This is a genomic window from Bacillota bacterium, assembly GCA_012837285.1.
Taxonomy (GTDB): Bacteria; Bacillota; DTU030; order DUMP01; family DUMP01; genus DUNI01.
On record DURJ01000120.1, the window covers coordinates 1 to 22,375 of the forward strand.

A 22,375-nucleotide genomic window follows, 5' to 3' on the forward strand; every position below is an offset into this window, starting at 1 on the left:
AAAAAGTAATGGCGGCCGGGGAGGGCCGCCATTTGGGAGAGGAGAAACCGGAGAAAAGAACTCATGGGGGAGAAGTGAAACCTTACCTGACATCATTATTACCTGGAAAACCAAAAGATATACTTGACCTTGAGCTAGCAAAATATACCACATTCAAGATGACCATAGAAATAAGGGGCGAGAGGTAAAGTTGTGTACATAAAATTTCACCCTATCATGGTTGCAGTGTTTGACCGGGGTAAGATCCTGCTCATAAGGGCGATGATAGGTTCATAACGCTGAGTGTCACAGACCTGCTAAATAGTGCAGGTCGTTATTTTTTTATCTATGGGATATCATTGGCCCTAATGTTGCATGATAGGGGAAGCAAAAGCCTAATTCAACCCAAGGGGGTGTGTAGATCACAAGGCAGTTAGCAAGGTGACACCAGTGGAACGGTACCTTCGCTAATGCCAGACTGCTGGAGGCCTGAAGTAGTATTGGAAGTGCTGGGATGGTTATCGGTGCGTTTACCGAACTCAGTTGGCGCAACACGAAGTAGAAGATAAGGAGGAGCAAAGATGGCTTGGGAAACATTATTGCTGGAGAAGAAGGAAAATATCGGTATCATCACCCTGAATCGGCCCGAGAAAATGAATACCATGACACCGCTATTCATCAAGGAGTACAACCAGGTATTAGATGAAGTAGCGGCCGACCGAGAAATCTGGGTGGTAATCCTACGAGCCGAAGGCAAGGCCTTTTGTGCCGGAGGAGATTTTGAGCTGCTAAAGGCGCTGGATACTGCGCCCAAAGCCCGAGTTACTATTAGGGAAGTTGGTCGAGCTATTGGCAAAATGTATCACATGCCTAAACCGATAATTGCTGCTGTGCAAGGGGCGGCAGCCGGTGGGGGAGCCAACTTAGCTTTGTCCTGTGACTTTGTCATTGCTTCTGACAAGGCTAGATTTGGCCAAGCCTTTGTTAATATAGGCTTAGTACCGGATACAGGCGGTATGTGGTCCTTGACCCGTGCGGTTGGTGTGATGCGAGGCAAAGAGTTGGCCATGACTGGACGCTTGATCGGGGCAGAAGAAGCGGAAAGCTATGGCATGGTACTCATAGTAGTCCCGGCCGACAAGCTGGATGAGGAAGTAATGGCTTTCGCCCAGCAGCTAGCAGCCCAGGCCCCGATTGCCGTGGGCTACATTAAGCAAATTGCTAACCGTATTAGTGATATTACACAAGAGACCTATTCGGACCTGGAAGCGGACCTTATGGGTATCGCCCTGCAGACCAAGGACCACAAGGAAGGCCTGACAGCATTTTTGGAGAAGAGAAAACCTGTTTTTAAGGGAGAATAATCGTACCGAGAGGTGTTTCTTGTGACTAAAAAGAGAGCTCTTTTTGCGAGGAAGAGGTTTTCACCGATCTATACTCAAAGAAAGAAGGGGCAACAATGAGCTGGAAAGAAGACTATCAAAAGAAGCTAATGTCGGTGGAAGACGCAGCGGCCCAGATCAAATCGGGAGATCGGGTTTGGCTCTCCCCAGTGTGCAGTATGCCGATTCAATTTGGTGATGCACTGGCCGCGCGGTACAAAGAATTGGAGAATGCCACTGCCATCAGCGGATTGCTAATGCACCCGTGGGGCTTCTTGAAGGGCGAGTGTAAAGGGCATATCAACTATGAAAGCTTCTTCTTAGGGCCAGTGGAACGCAAATTCCTCAAACAGGGCAATGTTAAGGTTACGTCTGTGCACTTCTCCCACATTGAGTGGTATACCATTAATCGGGTTAAGGCCAATGTGGCTGTTTTCGATGTGACGCCACCGGATGAGTATGGCTATATGAGCTTTGGCCCTCTAGGAACTTATAATGGTGCTCTGGCGGCACAACTGGCTGACAAGGTTATCGTCCAGGTAAACAAAAAGGTACCGTATGTATACGGTGGTGCCGAGAGCTTTATCCATGTTGCGCAAGTGGATCATATTTGTGAGGCCGATCATGATATTCCAGTGCTCCCTAATCCGCCGCTTACAGACGAAGACAGAAAAATTGGCGCCTACATCGCGGAACGTGTTCCCGATGGAGCCTGCTTGCAGCTTGGTATCGGTGGTGTAGCCAACGCAGTGGGCGAACTGCTGGTAAACAAGAAAGACCTGGGAGTACACACGGAGATGTTCGTAGACTCTATGGTCACGTTAGCCAAGAAAGGCGTCATCAACTGCTCGAAGAAGAACTTCCATCCTGGCAAAATTACTGCTGGCTTTGGGATCGGTTCCAAGGAACTGTACGATTTTATGGATAGAAACCAGCTAATGGAAACCTTCCCTATTTGGAAGATCACGGACCCTTATATAATTGGACAGAACGATAACTTTGTGTCCATCAATAGCTGCCTGACAGTAGACATCACCGGTCAGGTGGGCTCAGAAGCGTTGGGCTTTAACCAATTTAGCGGTACTGGCGGGCAATTGGACTTTGTCCGGGGTGCAGGCTTGTCTAAGGGCGGTATGTCCTTCATAGCACTTGCGTCCACTGTGACCTTGAAGAATGGCACTACTATCAGCAAGATTGTTACTACTTTGGAACCGGGCACAGCTGTAACCACACCGAGAACCGATGTGCAGTATATCGTAACTGAATATGGCGTGGCCGATCTAAGGGACAAGAGCATTCCTGATCGCGCCAAGGCCCTAATTGCTATATCCCACCCTGATTTCCGCGATCAGCTACAATCTGAAGCCAAGAAGGCCGGCGTTTTGTACTAGGAGTAAGTAACCTGACCTTTTCGTGGCCGACAGGTGGCCTTAAGCAGGCACTCTTCTCAAATCTCCCTTGTGAACGGACGCAGTGCCTGCAGTGATAACTCTTGACTGACGAGTCAATGGGGGGTAGATTGTTGTCGTTATGTTTTTGTCCATGGGATATAGTTGGTGCCAATGTTACATGATAGGGGAAGCGAGAGCCTTCTTTGGCTTGAATGAGCAGGTAACAATGGAAAGGAGTGCAAAAAATGGACTTTCGGTTAACTGAGGATCTGGAACTGTGGCGCAAGACAGTACGCGAGTTTACCGAGAACGAAGTGGCACCACATGACGAGGCAATGGACAGAGCCAATGACTTATCTTGGGACATTATTGCTAAGATGAGGGATGCTGGCATGTTTGGCATACCTTATCCGGAAGAATATGGGGGATCTAATATGGGATCCTTGGCCGGGGCTATTACTACAGAGGAATTAGCCCGTGGATCAGCCAGTGTTGCCCTGACCTTGGATGCTCATTGGCTGGCTACCGATCCCATTTACCTTTTTGGCACTGAGGAGCAAAAAAGGAAGTATTTGCCTGACCTAGTTTCCGGCAAGAAGTTGGCGGCCTTTGCTCTCACCGAACCTGTAGCGGGATCCGATGCCGCTGGTATTGTTAGCACCGCGGTTCGTGACGGCGATCACTGGGTTCTAAATGGTACCAAGGCTTGGATCACCAACGGTGGCGCAGCTGAGGTGTATCTGATAGCCGTCAAGACGGACAAGACAACAGGGGCCCGGGGTATTTCTACGTTTATTGTGGAAAAAGGCACACCCGGCTTTAGCATCGGCAAAAAAGAAGACAAGATGGGTTGCCGTGGGTCAGTAACCACCGAGCTGATCATGGATAACTGCCGGATTCCGGCCGCTAATCTCCTGGGGAAAGAAGGAGAAGGCTTTAAGATAGCTATGATGACCCTGGACTTTGGCCGTGCTTGTGTTGGAGCCATGGGTGTGGGTACAGCTGAGTCGGTTATGGAAAAGGCGGCTCGCTATGCCAATCAGCGCCAGGCCTTCGGCGGTCCGTTGGGCAAGCTGCAGGCCATTCAGTTTAAGATTGCCGACATGGCCATGGGTATCGCAGCAGCTAGGTTCATGGTATACCATGCTGTCTGGAAGCGGGACCAGGGTATGCGCTTTTCCCAAGAAGCAGCTATGGCCAAAGTGTTTGCGGCCGAGGTGGCCATGAGCGCTTGCCGAGAAGCTATCCAGATTTTCGGCGGGAATGGCTATTCACGCGATTATCCAGTGGAGCGTGCTCTGCGTGATGCTAAGCTTTTGGAAATCGGTGAGGGTGCTTCCGAGGTACTCCGCATGGTTATCGGTATGACAACACTTAAACAGTATGCGTAATGTGGGGGGACGGGTTTGCACATCGTAGTATGCATCAAGCAGGTGCCCAAGACGCTAGACGTATGCGTCGATCCAGTTACCCATAACCTGATTCGCCAAGGTATGGAAAGTGTTATCAATATGTTCGATGAAAATGCCCTGGAAGAGGCTTTGTTGTTACGAGAAAAGTTTGGCGGCAAAGTCAGTGTGATTAGCATGGGGCCTCCACAAGTGCAAGAAGCGCTGCGAAAGGCAGTGGCCATGGGTGCCGACGAAGCCTACCTGCTGTGTGACCGCGCTTTGGGTGGAGCCGATGTGCTGGCTACAGCCTATACTCTGGCTCAGGGAATCAAAAAGCTACAGCCGGTGGATCTGATTCTGTGCGGACGCCATGCTGTGGATGCCGATACCGGTCAAGTGGGGCCGGAGCTGGCCGAACGGCTCGGGTGGTCCCAGGTAACACTGGTCAAACGCTTGGAGCCTGATGGTACCAAGATCACCGCCTGGAGAGAATGCGAACAAGGAACAGCTGTTTGGGAACTACCGCTACCGGCAGTAGTCACCGTAGGCAAAGAGATTAACAAGCCCAGATACCCAACACCGATTGGTATTATTCGGTCCGGCAAGAAACCCATTACTGTCTGGCATGCCAAGGACCTAGATGTAGATGAAAGCAAAATTGGGTTAGCCGGTTCCCCCACCAGGGTAACACGCCTGTTTTCTCCCGAAAGAGTTTCCCGGGTGGAAATGCTTACTGGTAAGGCCGAAGAAGTAGCACGGCTGCTCGTGGCCAAACTAGAAGAGCACAAAATCCAGCTGTAGGGAGGATAGATCCATGCATGATGACATTTGGGTTGTTACTGAACTGGTGGGCAAAGGCTTAGCCTCTGTTAGTCTTCAGCTACTGGGGAAAGCTCGTCAGCTGGCAGACCAAGCCGATGGCAAGGTGATGGCAGTTGCTATGGGGCATCAAATAATGCCCCTGGCCCAAGAAATAGTAGAGCATGGGGCCGATGAGGTGTTGGTTGCCGATCACCCGGAATTAGCCTATTATCGGACGTTGCCTTACGCCCGGGTGCTAACAGAGTTGGTCCAGGAGAGAAAACCAAACGTAGTATTGCTGGGGGCTACCAGCCAGGGCCGAGACCTGGCCCCCAGAGTCGCCGCGCGGTTACAAACAGGGCTCACAGCCGATTGCCTGGAGTTGCATATTGACGACCAGGGACTCTTGGTACAAACTAAGCCTTCTTATGGTGACAATGTAATGGTGGATATTGTTATTCCCGACCACAGACCACAAATGGCTACTGTGCGGCCCAATGTGTTCCCTTTGCCAAAGAGAATGGCTGATCGCCAAGGGAAAGTCAGCTCGGTGACGGTGACTCTACAGCCTGACGATCTCAGAACAGTGGTGAAGGACATCATGGCCGAAGAGCAAGAAGCATTCAGGTTAGAGGAAGCCGATGTGGTAATCTGCGGCGGTCGGGGCATGGGTTCCAAGGAGAATTTCGAACAACTCTATGCCTTGGCTCAGGCTTTCGGCGGAGTTGTGGGGGCCACCCGACCGCCGGCAGATGAAGGCTGGATTAACCCGGCTTTCCAAATCGGCCAAAGCGGCAAGATGGTAGCGCCGAAGCTGTTCATTGCCTGTGGCGTGTCAGGCGCCGTCCAGTTTACGGTGGGTATGGAGAAATCCAAAATTGTAGTAGCAATCAATAAGGATGCTGCGGCCCCGATTTTCGATTTTGCCACCTATGGCATTGTCGGTGACACTCGGGAGATTATCCCGGCTCTGTTACAGGAGCTCACTACAATCCAGGAAGGCAAAACCAGAAGCAGAAAGGAGAGCAATTAAAGTGAAGTCTAAGGAAAAAGCTTTGGATGCAGCTTTGGATTACGTTAAGGATGGTATGACCATCATGATCGGGGGATTTCTCGGACAAAACGCACCGCTGGCCTGTATTGACAAGTTAGTGGAACGTGGGGTAAAGGATCTGACCTTGATTACAGCTGTGAATGCTTATGTGGGGGGTGGCTTTGGTATCGGCAAGCTAATCGAAAACAAACAAATCAAGAAATACATTGGCTCCCACATTGGCACTTGCCCGGCAGCAGTAGAGCTGTATAAGAAAGGAGAGCTGGAAGTTGATTATTATCCCCAAGGCACAGTGATAGAAAAAATCAGGGCTGGCGGCGCCGGACTCGGTGGAGTCCTGACTCCCGTTGGTGTAGGCACACTGATGGAGCAAGGCAAGCAGAAACTGGTAATAGATAACCGGGAGTACTTGGTGGAGACAGCTCTTAAAGCCAACGTTGGAATCATAAGAGGATACAAGGCGGATAAGATCGGCAATATCCTCTACCGTGGTACGTACAACTCTAATCCAGTTATGGCTCTGGCGGCTGATTACGTTATTGCTGAGGTAGATTATGTAGTGGAGCCGGGAGAGATCGAACCGGATCGGGTTGGAACCCCAGGTATTTTAGTCGATGCAGTGGTCCTCGGCTACGGTGAGGAAAAGACACAGGAAATTTTCAAGAACCTCTGGATTCGAGACAAGAAACTGGCATAAAGGAGGAGGCAAATGAATCCGCGGGAACTAATTGCACGTCGGGCAGCCCAAGAGTTTAAGGACGGTTTTGTTGTGAACTTGGGCTTTGGCATCCCTGTTCTAGCTGCTTCTTATATTCCCGAAGGGGTAGAGGTAATTCTGCAAGCAGAAAACGGGATTTTTGAGTTTGAGTCTGTGTCCAAAGTAGGGGAGCAGGATGCCTATGTTGCTGATGCGGCTTGTCAGCCTACTAGAATACTCCCCGGTGGTAGTACAGTGGATCTGGCCATGTCGTTTGCCGTGATTCGGGGCGGCCATGTAGATGCCACAATCCTGGGGGCACTTGAAGTCGACCAAGAGGGCAACATTGCCAACTGGGCTTTGCCGGCAGGGCCGGGGAAATGGATTCCAGGCATGGGTGGTGCTATGGACTTGTTGGTAGGGGCTAAAAAAGTTATTTGTACACTGCAGCATACCGACAAGAAAGGCAATTCTAAGATCTCAAAAAAGTGTAAATTACCGCTGTCAGCAGCCAAAGTTGTGGATCTGATTATTACCGAGTTAGCTGCGCTGGAAATTACCCCAGACGGGTTGGTTTTGAAAGAAGTAGCCCCGGCTGTTACCGTGGAACAAGTGCGGGCTGCCACTGAAGCCGATCTTATTGTTCCGGCTTCAGTGCCGGAGATGGTACTCTAAAGCTGATTTACTCAGCGGGGCTAACCCCAGGAGTAATTCTAGGGTTCGCCCCGTTTCTTTTATTTATATTTGTGCTCGGGTTGAGCTTTAGTCGCCGGAAAAAAGTCCTTAGTTTTAACCGTGGCTTATGGTACAATATGGGAAGATGGTCGAATGTTGGCAAGGGGTGGCAATATGCGAGTAATTGGTGGCTTAAAACGAGGCTTTAAGCTTGCATGTCCACCTGGAATGCGGGTTCGTCCTACAGCCGATCGGGTGCGGGAAGCAATGTTTAACATCCTGGCCTCTTATGTTGTGGAGGCATCGGTTCTCGATCTCATGGCCGGAACCGGGGCTTTAGGCATAGAGGCTTTAAGCCGAGGGGCAAAAAGAGCGGTTTTTGTCGATAACCATTTCTACAGCGTAAGGGCTATCAAACAGAATTTGGCTAGTTGTGGCTTGTCCCATCTGGGCACAGTAATAAAAAAGGATGCCCTGACTTTTTTGAGAGAGCATGCCGATAGTTTAGTGGAACCATTTGATTTGATTTTTGTCGATCCACCGTATGCCTGGGAGAAGACACCGGAACTTCTGTCCTTAATCGGATCCACCGTCTTGGCCTCGAGAGGGTTAGTGTTAGTGGAGCAAGCCTCCGGCAGCAAATTGCCTTTGGTTATGGAGCAGCTTGTTCAAACCGATTGCCGCCGCTATGGTGACACAGAACTGGTGTTTTACCGGCTCAAAGGGTAGCGTGGAGGTAGTGGTTTTCCATAAGCTGCAGGCGCGATACGACATTGCCTCGCTACCTCACTCAGATCAACGTGTTTGAAAGGAAGGTCACAATGTTAATTGCCGTTTATCCAGGAAGTTTTGACCCGATTACCAACGGCCATCTGGACATAATTCACCGTGCTTCCCGCCTGTTTGATCGCCTCATTGTGGCAGTGGGTAGACAGGCTGCTAAGAAACCGCTGTTTTCTATCGCAGAACGGGTGGAGATACTGAAGGCGGTGACGGCCGATCTACCTAACGTAGAAACCGACAGTTTTGACTGCCTCCTGGCTCACTACGTTGAGCAACGGCAAGCTGATATTGTGATCCGGGGCCTGCGTGCTATTTCCGATTTTGACTATGAATTCCAATTGGCCATGGCCATTAAGAAATTAAACGAGAATATCGAGACCATGTTCATGATGACCAACTCCGAATATAGTTTTCTCAGCTCTAGTATTGTAAAGGAAATTGCCAGTTACGGTGGCTGTGTCAGAGATTTGGTACCGCCGCTGGTGGCCGAGAGACTGCGCCGTCGATATCAGGACAGCAGGTGATTGGTGACATTGGAGGAGGGGAAACCACATGGATATCTTTGATTTACTGGATCAGTTCGAGCAAATGTTGGAACAAGCGCCGCGGATCCCATTTACAGGAAGATTAGTCATGGGCGAAGATGAATTGATCGAGTTCGTAGAGCATTTGCGGCAGAGTCTACCCGACGATATTCAGCAGGCGCGCTGGCTGACCAAAGAACGTCATCGTTATCTCAAGGAAGCTGAAGAAGAAGCGAGAAAAATTACCGAGCAAACTAAGACCTATGCAAGTCAATTAGTAGACGAGCATGAGATCAGCAAGGAGGCGGAGGAAAAGGCCCAGGAACTCCTGGCCCAGGCCCAGAAGACCGCCCGCGAGATCCGAGCCGGGGCTAACGAATATGCCGAGGGGGTGCTGGGACGGCTGGAAGAGTATCTAACGGCGGCTTTAACTAGCATTCAACAGGGGCGTGAGGTATTAAAGTCTAAGGAATCATAGTTACTGACGACGCTGGAAGAAAAACGGCCAATTGCCTGGGCGCACACTGGTAAGGACAGAATTTATCAGGCCTAGACCAAGAAGCAGAAGCAGAGGATAGATCCCCCAATGCAGCAAGCGCCAGCGCCAATAGGCCAGTACCGCAGCCTGACTACCGGCGGCAAAAGCCGGTACTGTTAACGGATAAACGGTACTGATCAAACTTGGGAGGAGAAAATAGGCTACCAGGCCGGAGATGGCTGCGTGCAAGATACGGGCTAGAATGTAGGGAAACATACGAATGTCAGTCTCATTTACCATGGCCGCCACCTGAAAGTGAACGGAAAGTCCGCTCCAACCGATGATAGCTGTGGCCACGGTGATACGTTCACTTAGGGGAAGTAAGTTATTGGCGGCATCCACTGCTTTGGCGGCACAGTCGGTACCGATGGTGACTTCGAACAAGCCGCTGATTAGGGATGGGGCCAGACCCTGACTGAGGCCCAAAGCAGCTAGCAGGCGTCCGCAGAGCGAGGCTAAGAAAGATGTGAGCCCCATAGCAGTGGCCATTTCAATCATAACGGAAAAAAGAATGATAAAACCGCCAACGGTGAGCAAGGTGTTAACTGATTGCCGGATGGCATCGCCCAGCAAGCGCCCAAATGGACGGCCGTCCTCTACGCGGGCTCTATACAGCGCTTTTAAAGCCCGGATAAACATATTCCCGTGGCCGCTGTTTAGGGCCGGACTGGTCTTACCCCGAGGAGCGTAAAAACGTAACACCAATCCCAATACGATGGTGGCGAGATAATGGGTTATGGTGATAATATTGCCGGCTTCCACCAGACCGAACATGCCGACACCTACGGCGCCGATCATGAACAAGGGATCGGCTGTATTGGTGAAGCTTACCAGCCGTTCAGCTTCAACTTGGGTACATAAGTTTTGCCGGCGAAGCTTGGCCGTTAGCACGGCGCCGATAGGGTAGCCGGAAGCTAACCCCATGGCCAGTACAAAAGAACCGGCTCCAGGTACATTAAACAAGGGACGCATAAATGGTTCCAGCAGCACTCCCATGAAATGGACCACACCTAGACCCATTAAGATTTCAGATCCGATAAAAAAAGGTAACAAGGCTGGGAAAACAATCTCAAACCAAACTGAGAGGCCGTTTACAGCGGCCTCAAATGCTTTGTCCGGATAGCGCACCATGGCCAGAGTCAACCAAACGGCCACAGCAGCTCCCAGGTACGTTACTAGATAATTTCTTAGCCGACGACGTCGCGGAAGTCGCATATCATTGGCCCCTTTCGGCTGCGGCTTTCTGCTAGATTATATTGGCCAAAAGAGAGCAATATGCCATCGGTTACAGCCAGGTGACCGGAAGAAGCCATCTCGCTATCTGATTGGGCCAGGAGGAAAAGGTAGAGTGAAAGCGAAGACTGTGAAGAGCACACAACTATAAAGAGGTGCTCCAATGCCTAGATGCTACTTGGGATAGCGATAATGTCCGATAATAGGGGACGACCAGCGTAGCAGTGTATCGGCTTCTGTGGCATAGGGCCCGGCGTTATGTAGGAGCAGGGGGACTCCGTCGGGTCGGCGCCGGTCAGAGACAACAGCGATGTGTTCTACCCGATGTCCGAAGATGACAATGTCACCTCCTTGCCATTCCTTGAGGTTCTCGGGGTCGCCGGGTTTTACTTCCAAGGTGAGTTCGGTGGCCTGACGTTTAAAAAAGGCATGAAGATTTTGCACGCGGCGAAAGTCGATATTGGGATCGGGCTGACCGGCTACGCGAGGATAAGACAAGGGGTTATTCTTGATGTCTTCGTCCAGCATTGTTTTCAGGTCATAGCCGGCGGCCTGAAAGGCCTGCCAAATCACATCGGTACAAACGCCTTCCTTTGGCGGTGGGTATCCACCGGCATAATAAGCGTCTTTGTAGCGGGGTTTGGTGTTGACGTAAGCCCGAGCTCCTTGTACCATGTCTTCTAGATCGAGGATACCGTCTTTGTCTTGGTCGTGATCGATTACAACAGTCTCCACAGTTACGACAGGGATGCTTGCAGACGACAAGCCAGCGCCGGACTCATTCTTGACTGGCAGGTGACTGCTGACACCGGTTGAGGAAAAGGTAAACAGTAGCGTTGCAGCGATGATTAACAGAAGACAAACAAGTATCCCTAATGCGGATTTGCTCAATGATACACCTTCTTCATCTGAAATCTGATTTGGGGACTGATGATTGCGGGAATGATATGTGGTAAATATCGTTTTCATAACAGATAATATCATGAACAGACCGGGATCGGAAGGTACAAGTCAGTATTGTCCTTTGGGGTAGGTTTGGCGTATAGTATCATTACAGATTAAAAGGGGGACGACAACCTATGGACAAACCGGGCATCGGTATCGCCTTGGGTGCTGGAGCGGCCAGGGGACTAGCCCACATAGGTGTGCTTCAGGTGCTAGAATCGGAGGGAATTAAGGCCCAGTATGTGGCTGGTGCCAGTGTCGGCTCTTTAATCGGAGCTCTGTTTGCTGCCGGGGTAGACCTACATAGATTAGAACAGGTGGCCTGTTCCATAAGACTAAAACACATAGTTGACTTCGGTGTTTTCCCAGGGAAAGGCGGAGTTGTGCAGGGGGAAAAACTGCGCGAGGTGCTAAATGTATTTCTCCAGGGGAAGACTTTCGCTGATCTGAAGTTGCCTTTTGCAGCTGTTGCCACTGATCTAACTACCGGAGAGGAAGTTGTTTTTCGTGAAGGTTCGGTGGTAACGGCCGTAGTAGCCAGTTGTGCGATCCCTGGGGTTTTTGTTCCGGTGCGCTGTGCTAGTCGACTGCTGGTGGACGGAGGCCTGGTAGATAGGGTGCCCATAAGAGTTTTGCAGGAAATGGGTGCAGCATATATGGTGGGGGTGGATGTGGGTCCCAGCCTCCGGACCGGGCGCTTTCGTAGTGCAGCTGAAGTGACCATGCAGGCGATTGACATTATGCAAGAAGTCATTGTGCGGCTAAGGACCACCAAGGCCGATATTTTTATCCGTCCGGATGTGGGCGACTTTTCCGCTATCCAGTTGGACAAAGCGCCAGAGCTGATCCAGCGTGGCCGCGACGCTGCCTGGGAGGCGTTGCCCCTGATTAATGAGTTGATCCGAGATGGGAAAAACGAGGCATAAAAAGCAGGACTTTCTAAGTTATGGTCGAATATACAACTTATTGAAACTGTCGGTGGTTGCAGTTACCCGGAAAGGGGATTTTTATCGTGCAACGGTTGCGGATTGCCTTGATGTTGCTGGTTGTGTTGTGTACCGTAGTACTTCTGGTTAGTGCAGCAGCTTTGGCTGCACCGACAGTGCTGAGAATAGGTGATCGAGGAGAAGTGGTCAGGGTTCTGCAAGAATTACTAAGGTCACAGGGGCTGTTTACTGATGTGGCTGATGGCAACTTCGGTCCCCACACCGAAGAGGGGGTATGCCTTTTTCAGCAGGGAGCGGGACTTACCGTGGATGCGGTAGTGGGTCCGGCTACGTGGACAGTTCTAACGGAAAGGCCCTACATTGTAAGGGCTGATGATACTTTCGCTGTCTTGGCGCAGCGCTTTGGCACCACGGAGGCAGCTTGGCAAGAAGCAAACCCGGATGTAGAACCGGACAGCTTGCAGGCTGGTCTAAGACTTATGATGCCGGCGTTACCCCTGAGAGCACCGGAACAAATCTCGCGCGGCGGTGGGCGTGGGATTGTAGGGCGGTTAGTGAATTGGTCAGAAGTGAACTGTCAGTTTCAGTCCGAGGGGGAGGCTGAGATTACAGATGTGGAGACAGGTCTTAGCTTTACGGTTCGCCGCCGCGGAGGCTATAACCATGCCGATGTCGAGCCGAGGACGGCTGCTGACACCAATGTATTGCGCCAGCTGTACCCTGTTTGGAGTTGGGGGCGCCGGGCGGTAGTTGTAGATTATGGCAGCGGCTGGGTGGCAGCATCCATAAACGGTTACCCGCATGGCGGAAGTAAAGTGTCCGGTAACAATTTCCCTGGCCATTTTTGTATCCATTTTCTTGGCAGCCGAACCCATGGCTCCGGCCGCACCTGCCCGGACCATCAGGCCATGGTTAAGAAAGCGGCTGGACAGTAGCTAGAGTTCAAGCGGCAGACTAAGCTGCAGGTTTGGCTTTGGCCCTAAGGCGGGTCCTGGCCACCTGCAGCTATTATTTTGCTTTGTATAGAGCGGGACAAAAGATTGTTAAGCAGGAAATTAACAGGCGACGTCGAAATGGAAACAATGTACACTAAACATATTTTTTCTCTGCTGGCTCAGACTAGCAACAAGAGCCAGCGGTCAAAGCAGCCTCCCAAGCTGAAGACCTGCCAAGCAGGATAACTCTAGCATGAAAGGAGCGGAACTGGCAGGGGGGCCGGTCCTGGGGGGCCAGGACTAGGATAGCCAGGCAAGATGATGAATGTAATTGAACGGATTCATCAAGGAGCGCGTCGTCTCGGAAAGACAATAGTGCTTCCCGAGGGCATCGATGAACGGGTGGTCAGAGCTGCCGCTATTGCTAAAGAAAAAGGTTTAGCCCGCCCGATCGTACTGGGCAAGAAAGCGCAGGTGGAGGAGTTACTGGAAAAGACCGGCGACGCCGGGGTTGAGATTATCGACCCTGAACAGGCAGAACAGGCTGACAGCTACGCGGCCGCGTTGCATGAGTTACGGAAGAAAAAAGGTCTCAGTCTGGAAGATGCCAAAGTTTTAGTGCGTAATCCGATGTACTATGCCACCATGATGGTAAAGAGCGGAGATGCTGACGGTTATGTGGGTGGCATAGCCAGCACCACCGCTGATACTTTTAGACCGGCTCTGCGGGTGATTAAGACGGCGCCTGGTATACCACTGGTGTCCAGTGCTTTTATTATGGTGGTTCCCGATTGCTCGTTAGGTGAAGACGGCGTTTTTATTATGGCGGACTGTGCTTTAAATCCTAATCCCGATGCCGAGCAACTGGCGGCTATCGCTGTAGCGTCGGCCCGAACGGGTAAGGTGCTGGCGGGTCTGGAGCCACGGGTGGCAATGCTTTCTTTCTCTACTAAGGGCAGTGCTCAGCACGAACTAGTGGATAAAGTAGTGCAAGCCACAAAGATAGCGCAAAAAATGGCACCGGAGTTAATGTTAGATGGCGAGCTACAACTGGATGCGGCGATAGTACCGGACGTGGGTCGGAAAAAAGCACCGAGCAGCCCTGTTGCTGGAAGGGCCAATGTACTGGTATTTCCTGATTTGCAGTCAGCCAACATAGGCTATAAGTTGGTGCAACGGTTAGCGAACGCCGAAGCCATCGGTCCTGTTTCGCAGGGGATGGCCTTGCCGGTGAATGATATGTCCCGCGGCTCCAGCGTAGAAGACATTGTCAACGTGATTGCCATTACCGCTTTACAAGGCGCTTAGTGGAAAGGGTGTGACTTGGTGAAGATTCTAGTTATAAACTGCGGTAGTTCTTCGTTAAAATACCAGCTCATAGATACAGACGGCGAGCTGGTAATGGCCAAGGGGCTGGTAGAGCGGATTGGCATTGAGGGTTCGCTGATTACCCACCAGACAAACGCGCACCAAATACAAACGGAGACAGAAATTCCTGATCATAAAGTCGGGATCAAACTGGTGGTGGATGCATTACTTAGCCCTGACCACGGTGCTTTAGCCAGTCTGGATGAGATTTCAGCTGTGGGGCACCGAGTTGTTCACGGCGGTGAGAAGTTCGCTGACTCAGTAATCATCAACGCTGAGGTTATGGAGACCCTACATGCTTGTGCTGGCCTGGCACCTCTTCATAATCCGGCTAACATCATTGGTATTGAAGCTTGCCAGGCATTGTTGCCGGGGGTGCCCCAGGTAGCGGTGTTCGACACCGCTTTTCATCAGACCACGCCGTCAGAAGCCCATATCTATGGTTTGCCTTATGAGTATTATGAACAATATGGCGTTCGCCGTTATGGTTTTCATGGGACATCGCATAAGTATGTGTCCCGCCGGGCAGCAAAAATGTTGGGGCGTCCACTGGAGGAGCTGAAACTGGTAACCTGCCATTTGGGCAATGGTTCCAGTATTACCGCGGTTAAGGGCGGTGTGTCGGTGGATACCTCCCTGGGTTTCGGTACAATTTCAGGGACTATCATGGGAACCCGCTGCGGCGATGTAGATCCGGCGGTAATTCCCTATCTGATGGAGCAAGCGGATCTTTCCCCTCGGGAAATGAACGACATTCTTTACAAGCAAAGTGGTCTGCTTGGGATTTCGGGTGTTTCGTCCGATGCGCGCGACATTGAGCAGGCCTCCAATGCAGGTAACAAGCGGGCTCAATTAGCTCTGAATATGCTCTGCTATTTTACCCGCAAGTACATCGGTGCTTACGCTGCTGCCATGGGTGGCTTAGATGCCATTGTGTTTACAGCTGGTATTGGTGAGAACAGCATCACCATTCGGTCTCAGATTTGCCAAGGGTTGGAGTTCTTAGGAGCAATAATGGATCCGGAGAAGAACAGGACCAGAGGGAAGGAAGTAGATGTGAGCACAGCTGATGCTAAGGTGCACATCTTGGTTATTCCCACCAACGAAGAGCTGATGATTGCCCAAGACACGGCTGAACTGATGGCCAAGAGATGAATTGACAGGTATAGCAGGGCAAAGTATAATACAGACGTTAAGCAGGTGAGACACGTGGAGGTGGACATTAGCTCCATCCGGTACAATGTGGGTGCTAGTTTTAAGGTTACGGTTTCCGCCAGCTGGCCGCCGTTTGAGTGGGCAGGCGAGGAAATCTGTTTTGATCAACCGGTAACAGTGGAACTGGAACTTACCAATACAGGGGAATTGTACTTGGCCCGAGGCCAAGTAACCACGACGGTGGTTATGGCCTGCAGCCGTTGTCTGGAACCGGTCAAACTTGCCCTGGAGCTGCCATTTGCTGTCGGCTATACAGAACACAAGATGGATACGACTTCGCCGGATGACAACCTGGAAGTGCGGCCCATTAGCGGAGATATCATTGATGTGACCCCAGATGTTGAAGAGACCATACTTTTGTCTTTGCCAATGAAGTCTCTTTGCAACCCGGATTGTCAGGGATTATGCCCCCAGTGTGGGCAGAACCTTAATCTTAAGTTGTGCACCTGCAAGCAAGACCGGGTAGACCCGCGGCTGGCCGTCTTACGTGATTTCATCAACAAGATTTAACAAAGAGGGGGTGCACACATGGCTGTACCTAAGCAAAAGATGTCCCGAAGCCGTACTCGCCGGCGGCGGGCCAAATGGAAGTTGACCCTGCCGGGCTTGATCGAGTGCCCCCAGTGCCACGAGCATACCATGCCGCACCGGATCTGCTCTTCATGTGGGTATTATGACGGGAAACAAGTGGTGAAGAAGAAAAAAGCTGACTAAGCGCAATAAACACGAAGAGGTGGTTTCTCTGAGCTGAGGAACTACCTCTTCTTGTTATTTTCGGTTAATTGTGGCTTGCATAGGGATGATTAAACCGATATACTTTAATTTAATACTACCTACATATATCACCAGGTAATAAAGGTAGGTGATAAGAGTGGCGGACAGCCAGCTTACTAAACCAGAGCGCCTGGATGCACTGCGGCAAGCCATAGCGGAAAACCCGTTTGTTACTGATGAGATGTTGGCCTCTCGTTTTCAAGTGAGCACTCAAACTGTGCGTTTGGACCGGATGCAACTAGGTATTCCTGAGGTACGCACACGTACCAGGCGAGTGGCTGAAGGGGCTTACCGGAAACTCAGGTCACTTAAAGGTCGAGAGATTGTCGGCGATCTGTATGATCTGGAACGTGGGGTACGGGCGCTGTCAGTTCTGGAGACTACAGCCGACATGGTGTTCGAAAAGTCCAAAGTCGTCCGCGGTCATTTCATGTTTGCTCAGGCCGAATCACTAGCTCTGGCGGTTATTGATGCTGAAGCTGCTTTGACCGGTGTAGCCAACATCAAGTATAAGCAGCCGGTTCGTGTTGGCCAGAGACTGTTTGCCCAGGCAGAAGTGACCCGTCGGCGTCAGAACAAGTATTTTGTGGCGGTGCGTACCTACGAAAGCAATCAAGAAGTGTTTCGAGCCAAATTCATCATGGTGTCTCTGGACGAGGAGAGGGGGACAACCGAGCCATGAAAATAGCTGTGGACGCCATGGGCGGCGACTGGGCACCGCGGGAGATTGTCAAAGGAGCGGTACAAGCAGCTGCAACTTTAGGCGCGAGAATTATCCTGGTGGGTAATCCGGATCAGATAGCCGCACTGGAAACTGAAGTGGGATTACCAGCACCTGGGGTCGAGGTGATTCCAGCGTGGCAACAGGTAGAGATGAGCGATAAACCGGTCTATGCTCTACGCCACAAGAAGGAAAGCTCATTGGCAGTGGCAGCGGCATTGGTGAGAAATGGGGATGCAGGCGCCTTGGTATCGGCGGGTAACACTGGGGCCACCATGGCTTTTTCCCTGCGCAATTTTGGTCGATTACCCGGGGTAGATCGCCCTGGCATTGCTATCCCAATGCCCACTACCCGCGGCTATTGCATGTTTATCGACGGTGGCGCCAACCTTGAGGCTAAACCCCGTTATCTGCTGCAGTTTGCCTACATGGGCAGTCTTTATGTTCAGAGCGTTCTGGGCTGGAAACATCCCAAGGTAGCTCTTCTTAATGTCGGTTCAGAACCGGAGAAGGGAACGGCGGTTTTGCAGGACGCCTATAAGCTACTGAATGCTTCCGGACTCAATTTTATCGGTAATATTGAAAGTCGCGATATTTTGTCTGGGGTTGCTGATGTGGTGGTTACCGACGGTTTTAGCGGCAACCTAATATTAAAGTTCGCAGAAGGATTAGCGACGGCATTGCTGGATATGCTTAAGACTGAAATCAAACAAAGCGGGTTGGGTGTTCAGCTGGGTGCATACCTGACGCGGCCGGCCTTCCAAAACTTAAAAAAGCGTATGAACTACGAAGAATACGGCGGAGCGCTGCTGCTAGGGCTAAACCACCCCACTGTAATCTGTCACGGCTCATCACGTGCTCGAGCTATTTTCAATGCCATTCGCGTAGCCCAGGAATCGTTGTCACAAAATGTGACCGGAAAAATCGCAGATCTTATGCGAGAAGAACCGGAAGGAAGTAGGGAAAATAAATGACCGGGAAACGAGGCGTGTCAATAATAGGCTGGGGCAGTGCCCTACCCTCCACGGTAATAACAAACCAAGAACTGGAAAAGAGTGTTGACACCTCGGATGAGTGGATCAGAACACGTACCGGTATTCGAGAGCGAAGGGTTGCCGGTCCAGAGGAAGCGGCTTCTGATTTGGCGCTTAGGGCCGCCCAAGCAGCCTTAAAGAAGGCCCGGATAAGTGCTCAGCAGCTTGGCTTGATTATAGTGGCCACAGTAACGCCTGATATGGTTTTTCCCGCTACTGCCTGTTTGGTGCAACACCGATTAGGGGCCAATACTGCCGGTGCCTTTGACCTAGAGGCAGGTTGTACCGGTTTTCTTTACGGGTTGTCCGTAGGCCGTGAGTTCGTTCGGGGCGGAACCTACGATTATGTATTGGTTGTTGGGGTGGATATTCTATCACGCATCACTAATTGGCAGGATCGCAATACGTGTGTGTTGTTCGGCGATGGTGCAGCAGCAGTGATTTTGGGGGCGGGCCGAGCCGAAGAGGGTATTTTGTCTACTTATTTGGGTTCTGACGGCAGTGGTAGTGAGTACTTATATCTACCGGCCGGCGGCTCCCGGCAACCGCTGGATTGCAGGGCCTTAGAACAAGGGTTGCAATATACCCACATGAATGGACCAGAAGTGTTTAAATTTGCTGTACACATCATGGTTGATGCAACCTTGGAGGCTTTGAATAGAGCTGGGCTGTGCTTAGATGAAGTTGCGTATCTAATACCGCACCAGGCCAATCAGCGCATTATTGACGCGGCTACCAAAAGGCTGCGGATTTCGCGGGAACGCATCCTGGTCAACTTGGATCGATACGGCAACATGTCCTCGGCTTCCATTCCGGTTGCTCTGGCCGAGGCAGCCGATGCCGGGCAATTCCAACCCGGAGATGTACTGGTTTTGGTGGGGTTCGGCGCGGGTCTTACCTGGGGGGCCAATGTTATTAAATGGGGGCCAGACGCCGTCCACTAAAGAATGCTCGGTATTTGAGCCAGTACTAATTTGGATAGCACGCGATAGCGAGGAGGCGAGGTTGTGCGCACAGCAGTATGCGAATTACTGGGAATAGAGTATCCGATTTTGCAGGGCGGTATGGCTTGGGTGGCCACGGCCGAACTGGCAGCGGCGGTATCCAACGCCGGAGGTTTGGGGATCATCGGAGCTGGAAGCATGCCCGGCGAACTGCTAAGAAAGGAAATCAGAACCTGTAAGAGCCTGACTTCCAAGCCGTTTGGTGTTAATATATACTATTTGTCACCGTCAGTGCAGGAAATTGTGGAAGTTGTAATTGAAGAGAAGGTGCCGGTGGTAACTACTGGGGCGGGTAATCCGGGGAAAGATCTGCCGCGCTTTAAGGCCCAAGGTATCAAAGTGCTGCCGGTGGTCTCAGCGGTGGCCTTGGCCAAACGCTTAGTTCGGGCCGGTGCCGATGCTGTTATTGCTGAGGGAATGGAATGTGGGGGTCACATTGGGGAGACAACTACCATGGCCCTGCTACCTCAAGTAGTGTCAGCGGTGAGCGTACCGGTGATTGCCGCCGGGGGCATTGCCGACGGCCGGGGGTTGGCAGCGGCATTGGCTCTGGGGGCCCAGGGGGTCCAAATGGGAACTAGGTTTGTAGCCAGTGTTGAGTGTACAGTACATGAAAACTACAAACAGGCAGTTGTAAAAGCAAAAGACCGTTCCACTGTAATTACAGGAGCAAGTATCGGACATCCGGTACGGGTAATGAACAACCAACTGGCGCGAGAATTTGCGCTTTTGGAACAGCAGGGGGTCGGTCGCCAAGAACTGGAGCAGTTGGGAACAGGACGGCTGCGGGCAGCAGTACAGGATGGAGATGTAAAATATGGTTCAGTGATGTGTGGCCAGGTGGCCGGTTTAGTCCAAGAGATTTTACCTGTGGATGAAATCATTACTGGTATTATGGCTGAGGCCGGTGACATATTGCAGCGGCTGGGGCGGCGTATGGCTGCTAACAAGCAGACCGTAGGGCTGTTGGAGGTATGAATTATGAGCAGAGATCACGTAGCCTTGTTGTTCCCTGGGCAAGGGGCACAGTACGTAGGGATGGGAAGAGATCTGGCCGGCCACTATTCCGCTGCTCGGGCAGTATTTGCTGCTGCAGATGAAACTTTGGGTTTTTCTATCAGCGACCTGTGCTTTAATGGTCCGGAAGAGCAACTTATCTTGACCCAAATCACCCAACCGGCTATTACGGCTGTAAGTTTGGCCTGTTGGGCGGTGCTGGCAGAGTCTGGCGTCAGGCCGGGGGTTGCTGCCGGGTTGAGTTTGGGTGAGTATTCAGCCCTAGCCGTGGCTGGGAGTTTTGGTTTTCGTACGGCTGTATGGTTGGTACATGAGCGAGGCCGCTTGATGCAAGAAACTGTACCGGTTGGAGAAGGAACCATGGGGGCGATACTGGGCCTGGCTCCAGAAGAAGTTGACGAAATCTGTCGCTTGGCGCAAGAGAATGGCCAAGTTGAACCGGCAAACTATAATTGTCCGGGTCAAGTTGTTATTGCGGGGCATACCGAGGCGGTACTTGCTGCCGGCAATTTGGCCACAGCCAGAGGAGCCAGGTTTGTGCCACTGGATGTGAGCAGCCCCTTTCATTCGAGTTTACTCTCTCCGGCCGGGGAAAAGCTGGCCGCGATATTAGACCAGGTAGAGATCAAAGCTCCTGAGATTCCGGTGGTAGCCAATGTTACCGGGGACTATGTTACTACCGGAGAAGACATAAGGGAATCCTTGGTGCGACAAGTAAGCTCACCGGTGAGGTGGGAGGACTCCATTCGGAGAATGCTGGCTGACGGGTATCACACTTTTATTGAAGTTGGCCCTGGCCGAGTATTAAATGGCTTCTTAAAGCGCATAGCTCGGACCGCACTATGTTTTAACGTCTATGACCTTCCTTCCTTCGAAAAGACCCTTGCGGAGCTGAAAGGGGTTAGTTAAAATGGAGATAATTCCAGGTTCTGCTGTAGTTACCGGCGGTTCCCGTGGAATCGGTAAGGCCATTGCTATCAAACTGGCGCGGCTGGGAGCTCCAGTGGCTGTGGGCTATGCCAAGAATGCTGATCAGGCCCAAGCGGTAGTGACTGCTATTGCTGAGGCCGGTGGGACGGCGGCCGCTATCCAAGTGGACGTTTCTAGATCGGAACAGACGGAAAGATTTATTGCCCTGGCCGAACAAGCACTTGGTCCCATCGGAATACTGGTGAACAATGCCGGTATCACCCGGGACGGTTTATTGCTTAGACTAAAGAAAGAAGCGTGGGCAGACGTTATGTCGACTAATCTCGACGGGGTATTTTATTGCACCCAGGCGGTGCTAAAAGGTATGCTTAGGCGGAAATGTGGACGGATTGTGAATATTGCTTCCGTGGTCGGAATACACGGCAACGCCGGTCAGGCCAATTATGCGGCCGCTAAAGCCGGTGTCATCGGCCTGACTAAATCGGTAGCTCAAGAAGTGGCCGCAAGAGGCATCACAGTAAATGCAGTGGCGCCGGGATTTATTGCCACCGACATGACGGCTTCTTTGCCGACGGACATCCAACATATGTACTTGAGTAAAATCCCGGCCGGGCGCTATGGTGGGCCCGAAGATGTGGCAGCGGCAGTGGCTTTTGTCTGCAGCGCTGAAGCCGGGTATATTACCGGGCAGGTATTGGCTATCGACGGAGGACTTGGAATGTAGCGGCAGGAATAGTAGCTCGGTTTCTGGTTTAACCCAATGAAGCCGCCGAAAGGGGGTGAGATACTGTGGCTCTTTTTGACCGGGTAAAAGAGATCATTGTGGATCAGCTTGGCGTGGATGAGGACACTGTAACTATGGAAGCCTCGTTTGTGGATGATTTGGGGGCCGATTCGCTGGACATCGTGGAACTGGTGATGGCTCTTGAAGAAGACTTTGGGATTGAGATTCCAGATGAAGATGCAGAGAAAATAGTCACTGTCGGGGATGCAGTAGAGTACATTAAGGCCAACTCTTAATGGGTCTCAGATTAAGG

At 51.5% G+C, this 22,375-nt stretch carries 26 protein-coding genes; 24 read left to right on the top strand and 2 right to left on the bottom strand.

Annotation, left to right across the window (positions count from 1 at the left end; genetic code table 11):
- Positions 1-32 precede the first annotated feature (32 nt).
- The 11 genes from GX016_07000 to GX016_07050 all read left to right on the top strand — a co-directional run bounded on the left by GX016_07000 (position 33) and on the right by GX016_07050 (position 9,155).
- Positions 33-188 (top strand): hypothetical protein, encoded by a 156-nt coding sequence (locus GX016_07000; GenBank protein ID HHT71305.1) that lies wholly within the window; start codon positions 33-35, stop codon positions 186-188.
- Positions 189-560: 372 nt separating this feature from the next.
- Positions 561-1,343: an enoyl-CoA hydratase/isomerase family protein gene (locus GX016_07005; protein HHT71306.1), complete on the top strand. Its 783-nt coding sequence runs from the start codon at positions 561-563 to the stop codon at positions 1,341-1,343.
- Between the two features lie 95 nt (positions 1,344-1,438).
- Entirely contained in the window at positions 1,439-2,752 is a 1,314-nt protein-coding gene (locus GX016_07010; GenBank protein HHT71307.1) for a 4-hydroxybutyrate CoA-transferase, read from the top strand.
- A gap of 245 nt (positions 2,753-2,997) precedes the next feature.
- Positions 2,998-4,143: an acyl-CoA dehydrogenase gene (locus tag GX016_07015; GenBank protein HHT71308.1), complete on the top strand. Its 1,146-nt coding sequence runs from the start codon at positions 2,998-3,000 to the stop codon at positions 4,141-4,143.
- A gap of 15 nt (positions 4,144-4,158) precedes the next feature.
- Positions 4,159-4,944 (top strand): electron transfer flavoprotein subunit beta/FixA family protein, encoded by a 786-nt coding sequence (locus GX016_07020; GenBank protein ID HHT71309.1) that lies wholly within the window; start codon positions 4,159-4,161, stop codon positions 4,942-4,944.
- A 13-nt stretch (positions 4,945-4,957) separates the two neighbouring features.
- Entirely contained in the window at positions 4,958-5,977 is a 1,020-nt protein-coding gene (locus GX016_07025) for an electron transfer flavoprotein subunit alpha/FixB family protein (protein ID HHT71310.1), read from the top strand.
- Positions 5,877-6,695, top strand: coding sequence for a CoA transferase subunit A (locus tag GX016_07030; protein HHT71311.1), 819 nt, complete (start codon positions 5,877-5,879; stop codon positions 6,693-6,695). Before GX016_07025 ends, GX016_07030 begins: the two co-directional genes overlap by 101 nt.
- 12 nt (positions 6,696-6,707) lie before the next feature.
- Positions 6,708-7,370, top strand: a complete 663-nt coding sequence (locus GX016_07035) for a 3-oxoacid CoA-transferase subunit B (GenBank protein HHT71312.1) — start codon at positions 6,708-6,710, stop codon at positions 7,368-7,370.
- Between the two features lie 174 nt (positions 7,371-7,544).
- Positions 7,545-8,099: a 16S rRNA (guanine(966)-N(2))-methyltransferase RsmD gene (gene rsmD / locus GX016_07040; protein ID HHT71313.1), complete on the top strand. Its 555-nt coding sequence runs from the start codon at positions 7,545-7,547 to the stop codon at positions 8,097-8,099.
- Between the two features lie 92 nt (positions 8,100-8,191).
- On the top strand, positions 8,192-8,677 hold the full coding sequence (gene coaD, locus GX016_07045) for a pantetheine-phosphate adenylyltransferase (GenBank protein ID HHT71314.1): 486 nt from the start codon (positions 8,192-8,194) through the stop codon (positions 8,675-8,677).
- Positions 8,678-8,705: 28 nt separating this feature from the next.
- Positions 8,706-9,155, top strand: coding sequence for an ATPase (locus GX016_07050; GenBank protein HHT71315.1), 450 nt, complete (start codon positions 8,706-8,708; stop codon positions 9,153-9,155).
- On the opposite strand, the gene ylbJ is transcribed toward GX016_07050, so the two are convergent.
- Complete coding sequence (gene ylbJ, locus GX016_07055) at positions 9,156-10,430, bottom strand: sporulation integral membrane protein YlbJ (GenBank protein ID HHT71316.1); 1,275 nt, start codon at positions 10,428-10,430, stop codon at positions 9,156-9,158. It abuts the gene before it with no gap.
- Between the two features lie 192 nt (positions 10,431-10,622).
- Entirely contained in the window at positions 10,623-11,417 is a 795-nt protein-coding gene (locus tag GX016_07060; GenBank protein HHT71317.1) for a DUF1287 domain-containing protein, read from the bottom strand.
- A 110-nt stretch (positions 11,418-11,527) separates the two neighbouring features.
- Here GX016_07060 and GX016_07065 point away from each other — a divergent pair, with 110 nt between their 5' ends.
- From GX016_07065 to GX016_07125, 13 genes are all read left to right on the top strand, one after another.
- Positions 11,528-12,319: a patatin family protein gene (locus GX016_07065; protein ID HHT71318.1), complete on the top strand. Its 792-nt coding sequence runs from the start codon at positions 11,528-11,530 to the stop codon at positions 12,317-12,319.
- Between the two features lie 86 nt (positions 12,320-12,405).
- Positions 12,406-13,275 (top strand): hypothetical protein, encoded by an 870-nt coding sequence (locus GX016_07070; GenBank protein ID HHT71319.1) that lies wholly within the window; start codon positions 12,406-12,408, stop codon positions 13,273-13,275.
- A gap of 321 nt (positions 13,276-13,596) precedes the next feature.
- Positions 13,597-14,583: a phosphate acetyltransferase gene (gene pta / locus GX016_07075; GenBank protein HHT71320.1), complete on the top strand. Its 987-nt coding sequence runs from the start codon at positions 13,597-13,599 to the stop codon at positions 14,581-14,583.
- An 18-nt stretch (positions 14,584-14,601) separates the two neighbouring features.
- On the top strand, positions 14,602-15,798 hold the full coding sequence (locus GX016_07080) for an acetate kinase (protein HHT71321.1): 1,197 nt from the start codon (positions 14,602-14,604) through the stop codon (positions 15,796-15,798).
- A 54-nt stretch (positions 15,799-15,852) separates the two neighbouring features.
- On the top strand, positions 15,853-16,368 hold the full coding sequence (locus GX016_07085) for a DUF177 domain-containing protein (GenBank protein HHT71322.1): 516 nt from the start codon (positions 15,853-15,855) through the stop codon (positions 16,366-16,368).
- An 18-nt stretch (positions 16,369-16,386) separates the two neighbouring features.
- On the top strand, positions 16,387-16,572 hold the full coding sequence (rpmF, locus tag GX016_07090; GenBank protein ID HHT71323.1) for a 50S ribosomal protein L32: 186 nt from the start codon (positions 16,387-16,389) through the stop codon (positions 16,570-16,572).
- A 157-nt stretch (positions 16,573-16,729) separates the two neighbouring features.
- A complete protein-coding gene (gene fapR, locus GX016_07095; GenBank protein HHT71324.1) occupies positions 16,730-17,314 on the top strand; it encodes a transcription factor FapR in 585 nt (194 codons plus the stop codon).
- Entirely contained in the window at positions 17,311-18,327 is a 1,017-nt protein-coding gene (gene plsX / locus GX016_07100) for a phosphate acyltransferase PlsX (GenBank protein HHT71325.1), read from the top strand. The genes fapR and plsX overlap by 4 nt, the downstream gene beginning before the upstream one ends.
- A complete protein-coding gene (locus GX016_07105; protein ID HHT71326.1) occupies positions 18,324-19,331 on the top strand; it encodes a ketoacyl-ACP synthase III in 1,008 nt (335 codons plus the stop codon). Before plsX ends, GX016_07105 begins: the two co-directional genes overlap by 4 nt.
- Positions 19,332-19,394: 63 nt before the next feature.
- Positions 19,395-20,369, top strand: a complete 975-nt coding sequence (fabK, locus tag GX016_07110) for an enoyl-[acyl-carrier-protein] reductase FabK (GenBank protein HHT71327.1) — start codon at positions 19,395-19,397, stop codon at positions 20,367-20,369.
- 3 nt (positions 20,370-20,372) lie between these two features.
- Complete coding sequence (gene fabD, locus GX016_07115; protein HHT71328.1) at positions 20,373-21,317, top strand: ACP S-malonyltransferase; 945 nt, start codon at positions 20,373-20,375, stop codon at positions 21,315-21,317.
- Position 21,318: 1 nt separating this feature from the next.
- Positions 21,319-22,062, top strand: a complete 744-nt coding sequence (gene fabG, locus GX016_07120; protein ID HHT71329.1) for a 3-oxoacyl-[acyl-carrier-protein] reductase — start codon at positions 21,319-21,321, stop codon at positions 22,060-22,062.
- Positions 22,063-22,127: 65 nt separating this feature from the next.
- Positions 22,128-22,358 (top strand): acyl carrier protein, encoded by a 231-nt coding sequence (locus GX016_07125; protein HHT71330.1) that lies wholly within the window; start codon positions 22,128-22,130, stop codon positions 22,356-22,358.
- Positions 22,359-22,375: the final 17 nt, after the last annotated feature.